The sequence below is a fragment of the Limnohabitans sp. DM1 genome (assembly GCF_001269385.1).
GTDB lineage: Bacteria > Pseudomonadota > Gammaproteobacteria > Burkholderiales > Burkholderiaceae_C > Limnohabitans_A.
Genome location: NZ_CXOO01000060.1, coordinates 1 through 12597, shown reverse-complemented (window position 1 = coordinate 12597; position 12597 = coordinate 1). Strand labels below are relative to the sequence as shown.

Here is a 12597-nt window from a genome sequence, read left to right as displayed (position 1 = left end):
TTGCTGCCTATGCTTGGGGCATGAATCCCAACAGCATCGACATCCGCAGCGCCAACGCGCAACACATGTACCACCCCATGATCGACCCCAAGGCGGTGCAAGCTGCGCCGCCCTTGATCATTGACCGCGGCGAAGGGGTGCACGTCTACGACATCGACGGCAAGCGCTACCTGGACACCGTCGCCTCTTTGTGGAACGTCAACATCGGGCACAACCGACCCGAGGTCATCAATGCCATCAAGGCGCAGCTGGACAAACTGGCTTACTACTCCACCTTCCAGAACACCTCCAACCCGCCCGCCATCGAGCTGTCGGCTCGCCTGATGCGCATGTTCGCCCCGGAAAAAATGAACAAAGTGTTCTTTTCATCCGGCGGCTCGGACGCGGTGGAAACCGCCCTCAAACTGGCACGTCAATACTGGAAGCTCAATGGCCAGCCCGATCGTCACCAGTTCATTTCGCTCAAATGGGGCTACCACGGGGTGCATTTTGGTGGCGCATCCATCAACGGCAACCCGATGTTCCGCAGCGCCTACGAACCGCTCCTGCCCGGCTGCCACCTGGCCGAAACGCCCTACATCTACCGCAACCCCTGGAACGAAACCGACCCGGCCAGGCTCGCGCAGCTGTGCCTGGACCAGCTGGCCCAGCTGATCGAGCAAGTCGGACCGCACAACATCGCCGCCCTGGTGGCCGAGCCGGTGCAAGGCGCAGGCGGCGTGATCGTGCCGCACGACAGCTATTGGCCAGGCCTGCGCCAACTACTGGACCAGCACGGCATCTTGCTGATCAGCGACGAGATCGTGACCGGCTTTGGCCGCATCGGCGCCATGTGCGGTGCCCGCGCTTGGGGCGTGGCCCCCGACATCATGGCCATGGCCAAGGGCATCAATTCGGGCTATGTGCCTTTGGGTGCCACGCTCATCAATGAACGCGTGGCCAGCGCCTGGAACCAGCCCGGCGTGCCCGCTGCGCTGATGCACGGCTACACCTATTCGGGCCATGCGCTGGCCTGCGCTGCGGCCAACGCCAACCTGGACATCGTGGCCAGCGAAGACCTGCCGGGCAATGCCAGCCGCGTAGGGGCCTACATGCAGGGCAAGTTGCAGGAGCTGATGGCCTACGCCCATGTGGGCGAAGTGCGCGGCAAAGGCATGATGGCCGCCGTGGAACTGGTCACCGACAAGGCCAGCCGGGCCATGCTGCTGCCGCCCTCGCCCTACATCCAGACGCTGGTAGGCACGGCGCGCCAGGCGGGTGCCATCATCCGCGTACAAGGCAACCGCCTCATCCTTTCGCCGCCCTTGGTTTTCACGCGCCAGGATGTGGACGAGAGCCTGCGCATCTTGCACATCGCGTTCTCGGCCGCCGAAAAAGTTTGATTTCACTTCCCCCCACCCTCAGGAGACTCACATGAACCACCGCATCCGTTTGATCGCCCTGGCCGCCTTGGCCGCCGCCGCTGCCCTGCCCGCCATGGCACAAGACAAGTGGCCCAGCAAACCCATCGAAATCATCTACCCCTACCCACCGGGCAACGACATGGATGCGGTGACCCGTCTGGTGGCCGAAGGCATGAGCAAGCGCCTGGGCGTGCCCGTGCAGGTGATCAACAAGCCCGGCGGCGGCGGCGTGGTGGGCTTTGCCGAGATGACCCGCGCCAAACCCGATGGCTACACCATCGGCACCTGGACGCCTGGCCCTGGCATTTCGCAAATCATCGCCGGCAATACGCCCTACAAAATCAGCGACTACCAGTCGGTCGGCGGCATGCTGATCAACGACTTCGTGCTGGCTGCGCGTGGCGACATTCCGGCCACCAACCTCAAGGAATTTGCCGCCTGGGCCAAAAAGAGTGGCAAACCCGTGACCATTGGCAGTTATGCCCCTGCTGCCGTGCCCGCCCTGATTGCGGCCAAGATCGCCAAGCGCGATGGCTGGCCTTACAAAGTCGTGTCCTTCCCCAACCCCTCTCAAAAGGAACTGATGGCGGGTGATGCCGACGTGACGACAGCCGGCGCGATCGGAGCAGCTCCCTTCGCCAAAAACGGGCAGGTCAAGATCCTCTCGGCCTGGGGTCCACACCGCAACCCCCTGTTCCCGAACACCGCCACCCCGGCCGAAGAAGGCTACGGTGACCTCTACACTTGGGGCGGCATGGCTGCACCTGCGGGCGTGCCCAAGGACATCATCAACAAACTGTCAACCGTGATGATGGAGTCGCTCAAGGACAAGCCCGTGCAGGACCAGCTGAAAAAAGCCGGCATTCCGGCTTTCCCGATGACGGCTGAACAAATGAGCAAACAAGTGGCCTCGGACAGCCAGTGGATCGGCGAGCTGATGACCGAGTTGGGCTTCAGCAAAAAGTGAGCGCAGCACCTCGCACCTCGCCGCAGGGCGCAACCTGGGACCGGGCCTTGCTGATCTTGCTGGCGGTGCTGACCGCCAGCATGGTATTGGCCACGCGCCAGCTCATCGTGCCCTTTCCCCAAAACGCCGCGTGGTTCGAGTCATCGGCCTTGTTTCCTTCCCTGATGCTGGCGCTGGCGGCCGTGGGGGCGGTGGTGGAAGCCTTTCGCCGCCGCCTGCCCCAACCCACAACAGGCTCGGACGAACTGGACGCCAGTCAGGCCCGCATCGGCCTGGCCGTGGCGATCCTGGTTTTGTTTGGCCTGTACATGTGGGCCGTGCCTCAGTTGGGGTACATGAGCAGCACGCTGCTGTTTTTACTCAGCAGCAGCCGGGTGCTCGGATTTGGCTGGCGCACCACCTTCGCCTTGAGTCTGCCCATGGCCTTGGCCATGTGGTGGGTGTTTGCCAAGTTGCTCAAGGTGCACTTCGGACACGGCATTTGGCTGTGAATCCCCTCAACGGATCTGAACATGGAATTTTTTGACAGCCTGTCGCAAGGCTTTGCGGCCTTGGCCACCTGGCAGATCGCCTGGTCCTTGCTTCTGGGCTCGGCCCTGGGCATCGCCGTGGGCGTTTTGCCGGGCGTGGGCCCGGGCGTGACCATTGCGGTTTTGCTGCCCTTCACTTATGGCATGGCACCTTTGGCGGGCATCTCCTTGCTGCTGGGGGTGTACTGCGGCGCCTTTTATGGCGGCGCTGTGACCTCCATCCTGATCCGCACCCCAGGCGAGGCCTCGTCCATCATGACCATGTTTGACGGCTACCCGATGGCGCGCCAGGGCCAAGCACAGCGGGCCTTGTCGCTGGCCTTCATGTCGGCCTTCATCGGGGGCATTGCCAGCGCCCTGCTGCTGGGTCTGGCCGCACGGCCTTTGGCTGGTTTTGCCGCCAAATTTGGAGCCCCCGAAAGCGTGATGGCGATCTTGCTGGCCGCCGTGTGCGTGGGCAAAGCCTACAAACGCCAGTTTGCCTCGGCCATGATGATGATGTGCCTGGGCTTTTTCCTGGCCACCGTGGGCATCGACCCCAACTCCAACGAGCAGCGCTACACCCTGGGCCTGCCCGCCATGCTCAGCGGCATCCCCCTGGTGCCCGTGGCGGTGGGCCTGTTCGGCATGGCGCAAGCCCTGGTCATGGTCAGCTCGCCCGTGCCCAACTTTGACAACACCTTGATTGGCCGCGCGGGCGTGTCCTGGCGGGCATTTCTGGAACCCTTCAAGTACCCCAAAACCTTGGCCAAGGGCCTGTTTTTGGGCTCGGCCATCGGCATCTTGCCTGCGGTGGGTGCAGCCCTGTCGACTTCTTTGGCCTACTTTTGGGCCCAGCGCGGGGCCAAAGACAAAACGCCCTTTGGCGAGGGCAACCCCGAAGGCATTGTCGCGGCCGAAAGCGCCAACAACTCCAACTCGGGTGGGGCCATGATCACCGTGCTGACCCTGGGCATACCGGGCGACGCGATCACCGCCATCATCATGGGCGTGTTCATCGTGCATGGCATCGTGCCGGGGCCCTCGCTGTTCGTGGACCGCCCGGAAATCATCAACGGCGTGCTCTCGTCCTTGCTGGTCATCAACGTGCTCATCCTGGTCTTGTTGGTGCTGTGCGTCAAACCGCTCGCCCGACTGGCCTATGTGAACCCGCGCATCCTGGGCCTGGCCATCCTGGCGCTGTGCTTTGTGGGCGCCTATTCGGCGGCCAACTCGATGTACTACGTGCTGATCGCCACCGTGTTCGGAGTCTTTGGACTGGTGTGCACCCGGGCCAACATTCCCACCATTCCGCTGATTTTGGGCATGGTCATGGGCGACACACTCGAAGCCACCTTGCGCCAAACACTGGGGCGCAGCGACGGCTCTTTGATGCCTTTCATCACCCGCCCCATCTCGCTGAGCATTTTGGCGATCACCCTCCTGGTGCTTTTGTGGCCCTGGATCTCCCGCCTTGTCTTTGGCCGCAAAGCCTGAAACACCATGACCTCCACCACCGCTTACATCACCGACGAAATCTGTTTTTGGCACGACCCGGGCAACTACGCCCTGATGCTCAAGCCCGGCGGCTTTGTCGAGCCCTACAACCGCCACATCGAAAACGCTGACCCCAAGCGGCGTCTGCACAACCTGATCCAGCAATCGGGCCTGATGCACGACCTGAAGGTGATCCCAGCACGCGACGCGCAGGTGCACGAACTCACCCGCCTGCACAGCGCCAGCTATGTGGCCAAGGTCGAGCAAATCGCCCTGGCCGGTGGGGGCGACACCGGCATTGGCGCGCCCATCTCGTCCAACGGCTGGGCGGCTGCCCGCCGCTCGGCCGGTTGCGCCCTCACGGCTGTGGACGCGGTCATGCACGGGCAAGCGCAAATGGCCTATGCGCTGACACGCCCACCTGGCCACCATGCCGAACCTGAGCAAGGCATGGGCTTTTGCGTGTTCGCCAATGCCGCTTTGGCCGCTGCCCACGCCATCGAGGTGCATGGGCTGGAGCGCGTGGCCATCGTGGACTGGGACGTGCATTTTGGCAACGGCACGCAAAAGTGTTTTGAGCAACGCAGCGATGTGCTGACGATTTCGGTGCACCAGCAAGCGGGCTATCTGTTCGTCAAGGGCGAGGCCGACGAACTGGGCCAAGGCGCGGGCGCGGGTTACAACATCAACATTCCGCTGCCACCCGGCTGCGGCTTTGGGGCCTACCGCGAGTCGTTTGAGAAAGTCATCCTGCCCGCCCTGGACGCCTACAAACCCCAGCTGATCATCGTGGCCTGCGGCTACGACGCCGGGCGTTTTGACCCCCTGGGCCGCATGATGCTCGACGGCGTGGCCTTTCGCTGGATGACCGATGCGGTGCTGGCCATGGCCCGCAAGCACGCCCAAGGCCGCGTGGTCATGACACACGAAGGCGGCTACTGCCCGGTGTCGGTGCCGTTTTGGGGCATGTCGGTGCTGGAACAGATGACCGGCTTAAAGACCGAAGTGGTCTGCCCCTTCACCGGGCAACACGACCAGATGCTTGCGCAGAAACTGCAAACCGAACAGGCCCGCCTGGTGCAATCCTTGGCCGGGTATTTTGAAGACATCCGGCAAAAACACTGGGCCTGAGGCGAAAGCGGCCAGGCAACGGCCTCCTCACTGCACCAAAATCAGCCCCGCCCCGGCCACCGCCATCACCGCCCCACCCCAGGCCCCCCAGGCCGGGTGGCGGCGGTAAACCACCCACAGCAGCGGCAAAAGCAAGATCGGGGTGAGCGACGAGAAAATCCCCACCAGATTGGCCTGCCCGGTTTTCAGCGCCTGGGACACCAGGGTCATGCCCAAAGCCATCGCCACCACAGCACTGGCCGCCGTGTTGAACAAGGTTTTGAGGTTCAACGGGTTTTGCACGCGAGCCACTTTGACGCCCAGCCATAGCAAGGCCAAGTGCGCCAGAAAACTGGCCGAGGTGCGAACGGCAGACGCTGACACAGCGTCCACACCCGCCACCATCAAAGGCTTGATCATCAAGGTGGCCGCGGAATGGCTGGCGGCGGCCAGCAGGCCCAACAAAACGCCCGCCATCAAAGAGCCGCGCGTGTTTTCCCAAGCATGGGTTTCGCTCTCGCGGCGGCCCCAGACAATCGCCACCATCACACCCGAAACCAGCAAACTGCCGCCCACCAAGGTCCAGCCCCAGAGGGTTTCGCCCAGGAACAACCAAGCGAGCAAGGTGGAAAAAATGGCGTGTGTGGCAAACAGCACACCGCTGCGCCGCGGCCCCAGCCGGTTCATGCAGGCAAACAGCGCGGTGTCGCCGATGAAGATGCCAATGAAGCCCGACAGGGCCAGCAGGGCCACATTCGAGCTGTCCAGGCTGCGCCATTGCCCAGTGAACAAGGCCAGCGCCCACAGCAAGGTCAGCGCGAAAAACAAGCGCCAGCGGGTGAAGGCAAAGGCACCCATCTGGCTGGAAGCCGCCGCGGAAAACAAGCTGACCACCGCCCAAGACAAGGCGGCCAGCGCCGCCAGAAGTTCAGCCTGCACAGCGCAGCCGGCCTTAACTGCCCGCCAACTTCATGCGGTTGACCAAAATGGAGCCGGTCGTTTTGGCCCCCATGTTGTAGGTGTCAGCACCCACGGCTTCGATGCCCATGAGCATGTCCTTGAGGTTGCCCGCGATGGTGATCTCGTGCACCGGGTAGGCGATCTGGCCGTTCTCCACCCAAAAGCCGCTGGCCCCGCGTGAATAGTCACCCGTCACGTAGTTCACGCCCTGGCCCATCAGCTCGATCACGAACAAGCCCGTGCCCAGCTTTTGCAGCATGGCGTCCAGGTCGTCGGTGGACTGCGTCAAGCGTGAAGTGAGTGTCAGGTTGTGCGAACCACCCGAGTTGCCGGTGGTCTTCATGCCCAGTTTGCGGGCCGAATAGCTGGAGAGGAAGTAGCCCTCCACGCGCCCGCCTTTGACCACCTTGCGGCGCACCGAGCGCACACCCTCGTCGTCAAACGGCGAGCTGCCCTTGCCGCGCAAGAGGTGCGGGTCTTCTTCGATGTCGATGTGCTTGGGGAAGACCTTCTTGCCCAGCGAGTCGAGCAAAAAGCTGCTCTTGCGGTACAGCGCCCCGCCACTCACGGCCTGGACAAAACCGCCCAGCAAACCAGCCGCCACAGGCGACTCAAACAGCACCGGGCACTCGGTCGTGGCGATTTTGCGGGCCCCCAGGCGAGACAAGGCGCGTTCAGCGGCATAACGTCCCACTGCCTCGGGCGAGGCCATCTCATCGGCCGAGCGCATCGAGGTGTACCAGGCGTCACGCTGCATCTCGGCGTTGCGGCCTGGCAGCTTGGCAATGGGGGCCACCGAAATGCTGTGGCGCGAGCTGGCATAGCCGCCGCGAAAGCCGTGTGTGTGGGCGCTGAAAAAATGGCTTTGCTGCGCCGACACGGCCGCGCCGTCGCTGTTGGTGATGCGGCGGCTGGTTTTGAGCGCAGCGGCCTCGCACTGCAAGGCCAGCTTGGCGGCTTCTTCGCTGTTGATGGCCCAGGGGTGGAACAAATCCAGATCGCGTTGGTTCGTTTCGATGTCGGCTTCGTCGGGCAGCCCGGCGGTCGGGTCTTCGGCGGTGAAGCGGGCGATGTCATAGGCCGCTTGCACCGTGCGCTCGATCGCTGCCTTGGAAAAGTCCGACGTGCTGGCGTTGCCCCGGCGGTGGTCCACGTACACCGTCACGCCCAGCGACTTGTCGCGGTTGCGCTCCACGTTTTCCAGCTCGCCCTTGCGCACGCTGACCGACAGGCCACAACCTTCGGACGCTTCGGCCCCTGCGTTGGTGGCGCCCAGCTTTTTGGCGTGGTGCAAGGCGATGTCGACCAGCTCTTCAAAATGGTCACGCGAGTAGCTGAAGCCGTCGTGCGCATGCGCATGGGAGGCGGTGGCGGGGGTGTTTTTTTTCACGGAACTTTTCACGGAAGTGTTCTCAAAAAAAATGGCGGGCGCTGGGCCCGCAGTGGCCGCTATGATACTTGCCACCCAGCCCCAGCGCTGCATCTGAAAAAGAGTTCCCCCCAGTCATGTCCCGTAAACCCAAAAAAGGCTATTTCGTCCGTGGTCAGTTTGTTGCCGAAGGCAGCGAGCTCGACCTGGAGTACAAGCGCGAGCTCAAAGGCGGCCTGGATGGCCCCAGCCGCACCGAACTCAAGCGCGAAAGCACCGAACTGCAAGAACTCGGCACTGCCTTGCTCACCCTGCGCCGCGACCTGATGGAGGGCCTGGCCCTGCCCGACAAACTGGTCGACGGCCTGGCCGAAGCCAAGCGCATCACCAACTTCGAAGGCAAGCGCCGCCAAATGCAGTTCATCGGCAAGCAAATGCGCCTGCTCAGCCCCGAAACCCTGCAAGCCGTGCGCGAGGCCCTGGACATCCAGCGCCTGGGCAGCGCCAAAGACACCCAAGCCCTGCACCTGGCCGAAGCCTGGCGTGACCGCCTGATCGCCGACGATGCCGCTGTGGGCGAATGGATCGAACACCACCCACAAACCGACATCCAGCAGCTGCGCGCGCTGGTGCGCCAGGCCCGCAAGGACGCGGTGCCCGTGACCAACGCCGCCGTCTCGCAAGGCCTGGCCCCGCGCCAAGGCCGCGCTTACCGCGAGCTGTTCAAGCTGGTGCGCAGCGTGCTGACAGGCGGCCAGAGCGATGAGACCCCCGACGAGGAAGCCGAAGATGAGTGAACCCAACGCCACGATCCCTTTTGACCCGGTCAAGATCGGCATCGTGTCCATCAGCGACCGTGCCAGCACGGGCGTTTACGAAGACAAAGGCCTGCCTGCACTGCAAGACTGGCTGACCCGTGCGCTGCACAACCCCATCACTTTCGAGCCGCGCCTGATCCCCGACGAAAAAGACCGCATCTGCGCCACCTTGATCGAGTTGGTCGATGCCGGTTGCAGCCTGGTGCTGACCACCGGCGGCACCGGCCCCGCCCTGCGCGACGTGACCCCCGAGGCCACACTTGCCGTGGCCGACAAGGAAATGCCCGGTTTTGGCGAGCAAATGCGCCAAATCAGCCTGAAATTTGTACCCACAGCCATCTTGTCGCGGCAGGTGGCCGTCATTCGGGGCCAAAGCCTGATCATCAACCTGCCCGGCCAGCCCAAATCGATTGCCGAAACGCTCGAAGGCCTGAAAGACGCCGACGGCAAAGCCGTGGTGCACGGCATTTTTGCGGCCGTGCCTTACTGCGTGGATTTGATTGGCGGGCCCTACATGGAAACCCGTGACGAGGTCTGCAAGGCCTTCCGCCCCAAAACGTCGATCCGCCCCGCCCGCTGACCGCAGACGGCAATCAGAGCAACGTCCGACGCTTCAAGTACTGACCTACGAGTAGGGTTTTGTAGGACGGTGGTCGAAGACCCCGACAAGTGCATGCAAACCCATACAGCCCCTCAACCGCATTGGCGCACGTTCCGATGCGGTATAATGCGGTTTTTTTCGGCAAGAGCGACAGCAGCACCTCCGGCTAGACCCCCGCCATCAGCGCGAAGCCCCCATGTGGGCCGGTCACCATTCCCGCAAGGACTGCACTCCAAATGATCGCCCCAACATCTTGCCATTGCAGATTTGACGCCTATATAGGGTGTTGAAGCTGTGTCCCAACAAGCCCGCGCCGGGATGTATGAGGCGCTGACTGTGTCTGTTTCCTTGTCTGTTTTGAAGTCTTGAGGTTGCCATGCCCGCTCAAAAGCCGAAGAAGCCTGCCCAGGCCCCTGCCCCATCGAAAACCGTAGCCAAAACCGCTGCTGCCCAAAAAGCTTCTGCGCCCAGCGCCAAAGCATCTGCCAGCAAAGTGACCGCCAAAGCACCGACCCAGTCGGGGGCCAAAGCTGTCTCCCCAGCGGCCAAGGCGACGAATGCCCCTGCAACTCCTGCCAAGTCCGAGAAGAAAGCCGCCTCCGTGCCCTCCAAAAAATCCGAAGTCACCGACAAGAAAACCACTGCCAAAGCCGCTGAAACCGAAGTGGTCACTAAGAAAACCAAAGCCGCCAAAGCCGCAGAAACCGAGCCAGCGGCCAAAAAACCTGCCGCCAAAAAAGCCGTGACCGGCGCCAAGCGCGGCCCCAAGAAAAAAGGCAGCATCGCTGAGCCTTCCTTCGACGATGAGATCATCGATATCGAGGAAGAAATCGAAGCCGAACCCATCTCGGACACCGCCGAGAAAGTCAAACCTCTGCGCATGAAAATCAGCAAGGCGAAAGAACGCGCCTTGATGAAGGAATTCGGCCTGGACGAAACCGTCCTGACCGAAGCCGAGATGAAGCAGCGCCGTGACCGTCTGAAAGCCCTGATCAAGTTGGGCAAGACGCGCGGCTACCTCACCAACGGCGAAATCAGCGATCACTTGCCCGACAAGCTGGTCGATGCCGAAACCCTGGAAGTGGTGATTGCCACCCTCAACGACCTGGGCGTGGCAGTGTACGAGCAAACGCCCGACGCCGAGAGCATGATCATCACGGACAACGCGCCCACCGGCTCGACCGAAGAAGAAGCCGAAGAAGCCGCCGAAGCCGCCCTGTCCACCGTGGACAGTGAATTTGGACGCACCACCGACCCCGTGCGCATGTATATGCGAGAGATGGGCACCGTGGAACTCTTGACCCGCGAAGGCGAAATCGAGATTGCCAAGCGCATCGAAGGCGGCCTGATGGACATGATGGCCGCGATCAGCGCGTCCCCCGCCACCATCGCTGAAATCCTGCGCATGGCCGGTGAAATCCGCGAGGGCAAAGTCGTCATCTCCACCGTGGTGGACGGTTTTGCCAATCTGAACGAAGCCGATGACTACGTGGCCGAAGAAGACTTCGACGAGTTCGACGAGGCCGACGATGACGATGGCAAAGGTGGCTCCAAAGCGCTGACCAAGAAGCTCGAAGAGCTGAAAAATCAGGCCCTGGAACGCTTTGACCGTATCACGGATTACTTCGAAAAAGTGCACAAGGTGTACAACAAGGAAGGCTGGGGCACGCCCGCCTACGTGAAAGTCCAGACGGCACTTTCCGAAGAGCTGATGACCATCCGCTTCACGGCCAAGACCATTGAAAAGTTGTGCGACATGGTGCGCGGCCAGGTGGACGATGTGCGCAAGAAAGAGCGGGAGTTGCGCCGCATCATTGTGGACAAATGCGGCTACCCGCAAGAGCAATTCATTGCCGACTTCAGCGGCCGTGACAAAAATGGCAAACGCGTGGAATCGCAACTGCTCAACCTCAAGTGGATTGAAAAGCAAGCTGCGGCAGGCAAGAGCTGGAGTGCCGTCATGGGCCGCAACATCCCGCCAGTGCAAGACATTCAGCAAAAGCTGATCGACCTCCAATCGAAGGTGGTCGTGCCGCTGGATGAGCTCAAGGACATCAACAAGCGCATGAATGCTGGCGAGCGTGCCAGCCGCGATGCCAAGAAAGAGATGATTGAGGCCAACTTGCGCCTGGTGATTTCGATCGCCAAAAAGTACACCAACCGTGGCCTGCAGTTCCTCGATTTGATTCAGGAAGGCAACATCGGTCTGATGAAGGCTGTGGACAAGTTCGAATACCGCCGTGGCTACAAATTCTCGACCTACGCCACTTGGTGGATCCGCCAGGCCATCACCCGCTCGATTGCGGACCAGGCCCGCACGATCCGCATCCCGGTGCACATGATCGAGACCATCAACAAGATGAACCGCATCTCGCGCCAGCACTTGCAGGAATTTGGCTTCGAGCCCGATGCCTCCATCCTGGCCGAGAAGATGGAAATTCCTGAAGACAAGATCCGCAAGATCATGAAGATCGCCAAAGAGCCAATCTCCATGGAAACGCCGATCGGCGACGACGACGACAGCCATCTGGGTGACTTCATCGAAGACAGCATCCACACCGCCCCCATGGACGCAGCCCTGCAAGCCGGTCTGCGCGACGTGGTCAAGGACATCCTGGACAGCCTGACCCCCCGCGAAGCCAAAGTGCTGCGCATGCGTTTTGGCATCGAAATGTCCACCGACCACACCCTGGAAGAAGTGGGCAAGCAGTTCGACGTGACGCGCGAGCGCATCCGCCAGATCGAAGCCAAGGCACTGCGCAAGCTCAAGCACCCCAGCCGCAGCGACAAACTGCGCAGTTTCATCGACACGATGTAAGCCAGCTCCGGCCCACAAAGCAAAAAGCCTCCCGACTGCGAAGTCGGGAGGCTTTTTTCCTTGCGCCGTTCAACGCGACTGCGATTTGTTGTCGTCAAGGCAATGGTGAAGACGACACCTCACTTGGGGGTGGAAGGGCTCTATGCCGTTTAGTGTGGAACTTGACATCAAAGGCAGCGGTGGATTAGCACGTTGTATTTGGGCACAGCCCGCTCCAGCGGGTTGCTTGGCAGATGCTTGAGCTTGGACATCCGCAAATACGCAATGGCGATAAAGTTGCTTGCAGTTTTGAAGCCACGCGCGGCGCGTTTAGCCTGTTGGAGCAAACCATTCATGGCCTCCACATAAGCATTGCTGCGGTTGTCCAGCATGCCCCGCACCACTGCGTCCAAGCGCTGCTTTAATGTGCTGGCCAACTTCTTAAAGGGTGCCAGACGACAGCGCGCGGCCCAACTCAGCCACGCCTTCAATTCAGACTTGGCTTGTGTCGCGTTGTTGTGCCTGGCCGCATTGGCATAAACCGTACGCAGCGCCATCTTCAGCCG

The 12597-nt window shown here is 61.7% G+C and carries 11 protein-coding genes; 8 read left to right on the top strand and 3 right to left on the bottom strand.

Features of this window, described 5'->3' with window-relative positions:
- The first annotated feature begins 20 nt into the window (after positions 1-20).
- Genes AMM33_RS19645 through AMM33_RS19625 form a run of 5 tightly spaced genes read left to right on the top strand, consistent with a single transcriptional unit; the run spans position 21 to position 5507 of the window.
- Complete coding sequence (locus AMM33_RS19645; RefSeq protein WP_090142972.1) at positions 21-1382, top strand: aminotransferase class III-fold pyridoxal phosphate-dependent enzyme; 1362 nt, start codon at positions 21-23, stop codon at positions 1380-1382.
- A 31-nt stretch (positions 1383-1413) separates the two neighbouring features.
- On the top strand, positions 1414-2370 hold the full coding sequence (locus AMM33_RS19640; RefSeq protein WP_194945595.1) for a Bug family tripartite tricarboxylate transporter substrate binding protein: 957 nt from the start codon (positions 1414-1416) through the stop codon (positions 2368-2370).
- Positions 2367-2861 (top strand): tripartite tricarboxylate transporter TctB family protein, encoded by a 495-nt coding sequence (locus tag AMM33_RS19635; protein WP_090142941.1) that lies wholly within the window; start codon positions 2367-2369, stop codon positions 2859-2861. Before AMM33_RS19640 ends, AMM33_RS19635 begins: the two co-directional genes overlap by 4 nt.
- A 21-nt stretch (positions 2862-2882) precedes the next feature.
- The gene (locus AMM33_RS19630; protein ID WP_090142940.1) at positions 2883-4376 is read left to right on the top strand and encodes a tripartite tricarboxylate transporter permease; all 1494 of its coding nucleotides are present in this window, start codon (positions 2883-2885) and stop codon (positions 4374-4376) included.
- 6 nt (positions 4377-4382) lie between these two features.
- Complete coding sequence (locus AMM33_RS19625) at positions 4383-5507, top strand: class II histone deacetylase (protein ID WP_090142939.1); 1125 nt, start codon at positions 4383-4385, stop codon at positions 5505-5507.
- Between the two features lie 27 nt (positions 5508-5534).
- On the opposite strand, the gene AMM33_RS19620 is transcribed toward AMM33_RS19625, so the two are convergent.
- Complete coding sequence (locus AMM33_RS19620; protein WP_090142938.1) at positions 5535-6425, bottom strand: DMT family transporter; 891 nt, start codon at positions 6423-6425, stop codon at positions 5535-5537.
- A 13-nt stretch (positions 6426-6438) separates the two neighbouring features.
- Positions 6439-7929 (bottom strand): metalloprotease PmbA, encoded by a 1491-nt coding sequence (pmbA, locus tag AMM33_RS19615; protein ID WP_090142937.1) that lies wholly within the window; start codon positions 7927-7929, stop codon positions 6439-6441.
- Positions 7930-7952: 23 nt separating this feature from the next.
- Between pmbA and yjgA the strand changes: the two genes are divergently transcribed.
- From yjgA to rpoD, 3 genes are all read left to right on the top strand, one after another.
- Positions 7953-8612, top strand: a complete 660-nt coding sequence (gene yjgA / locus AMM33_RS19610; RefSeq protein ID WP_090142936.1) for a ribosome biogenesis factor YjgA — start codon at positions 7953-7955, stop codon at positions 8610-8612.
- A complete protein-coding gene (gene mog / locus AMM33_RS19605; protein WP_090142935.1) occupies positions 8605-9213 on the top strand; it encodes a molybdopterin adenylyltransferase in 609 nt (202 codons plus the stop codon). The genes yjgA and mog overlap by 8 nt, the downstream gene beginning before the upstream one ends.
- 397 nt (positions 9214-9610) lie before the next feature.
- Entirely contained in the window at positions 9611-12052 is a 2442-nt protein-coding gene (gene rpoD, locus AMM33_RS19600) for an RNA polymerase sigma factor RpoD (RefSeq protein ID WP_194945594.1), read from the top strand.
- 167 nt (positions 12053-12219) lie between these two features.
- Here the strand turns inward: rpoD and AMM33_RS19595 are convergent.
- Positions 12220-12597: transposase (locus AMM33_RS19595; RefSeq protein WP_194945593.1), on the bottom strand; the 378-nt coding region annotated here is incomplete at its 5' end.

What these genes read in the sequence shown, in the direction of transcription:
- pmbA (WP_090142937.1), bottom strand. Translation starts at nt 7,929, where the DNA reads ATGCAGCGCTGGGGCTGGGTGGCAAGTATCATAGCGGCCACTGCGGGC.
- mog (WP_090142935.1), top strand. Translation starts at nt 8,605, where the DNA reads ATGAGTGAACCCAACGCCACGATCCCTTTTGACCCGGTCAAGATCGGC.
- yjgA (WP_090142936.1), top strand. Translation starts at nt 7,953, where the DNA reads ATGTCCCGTAAACCCAAAAAAGGCTATTTCGTCCGTGGTCAGTTTGTT.
- AMM33_RS19625 (WP_090142939.1), top strand. Translation starts at nt 4,383, where the DNA reads ATGACCTCCACCACCGCTTACATCACCGACGAAATCTGTTTTTGGCAC.
- AMM33_RS19645 (WP_090142972.1), top strand. Translation starts at nt 21, where the DNA reads ATGAATCCCAACAGCATCGACATCCGCAGCGCCAACGCGCAACACATG.
- AMM33_RS19640 (WP_194945595.1), top strand. Translation starts at nt 1,414, where the DNA reads ATGAACCACCGCATCCGTTTGATCGCCCTGGCCGCCTTGGCCGCCGCC.
- rpoD (WP_194945594.1), top strand. Translation starts at nt 9,611, where the DNA reads ATGCCCGCTCAAAAGCCGAAGAAGCCTGCCCAGGCCCCTGCCCCATCG.
- AMM33_RS19630 (WP_090142940.1), top strand. Translation starts at nt 2,883, where the DNA reads ATGGAATTTTTTGACAGCCTGTCGCAAGGCTTTGCGGCCTTGGCCACC.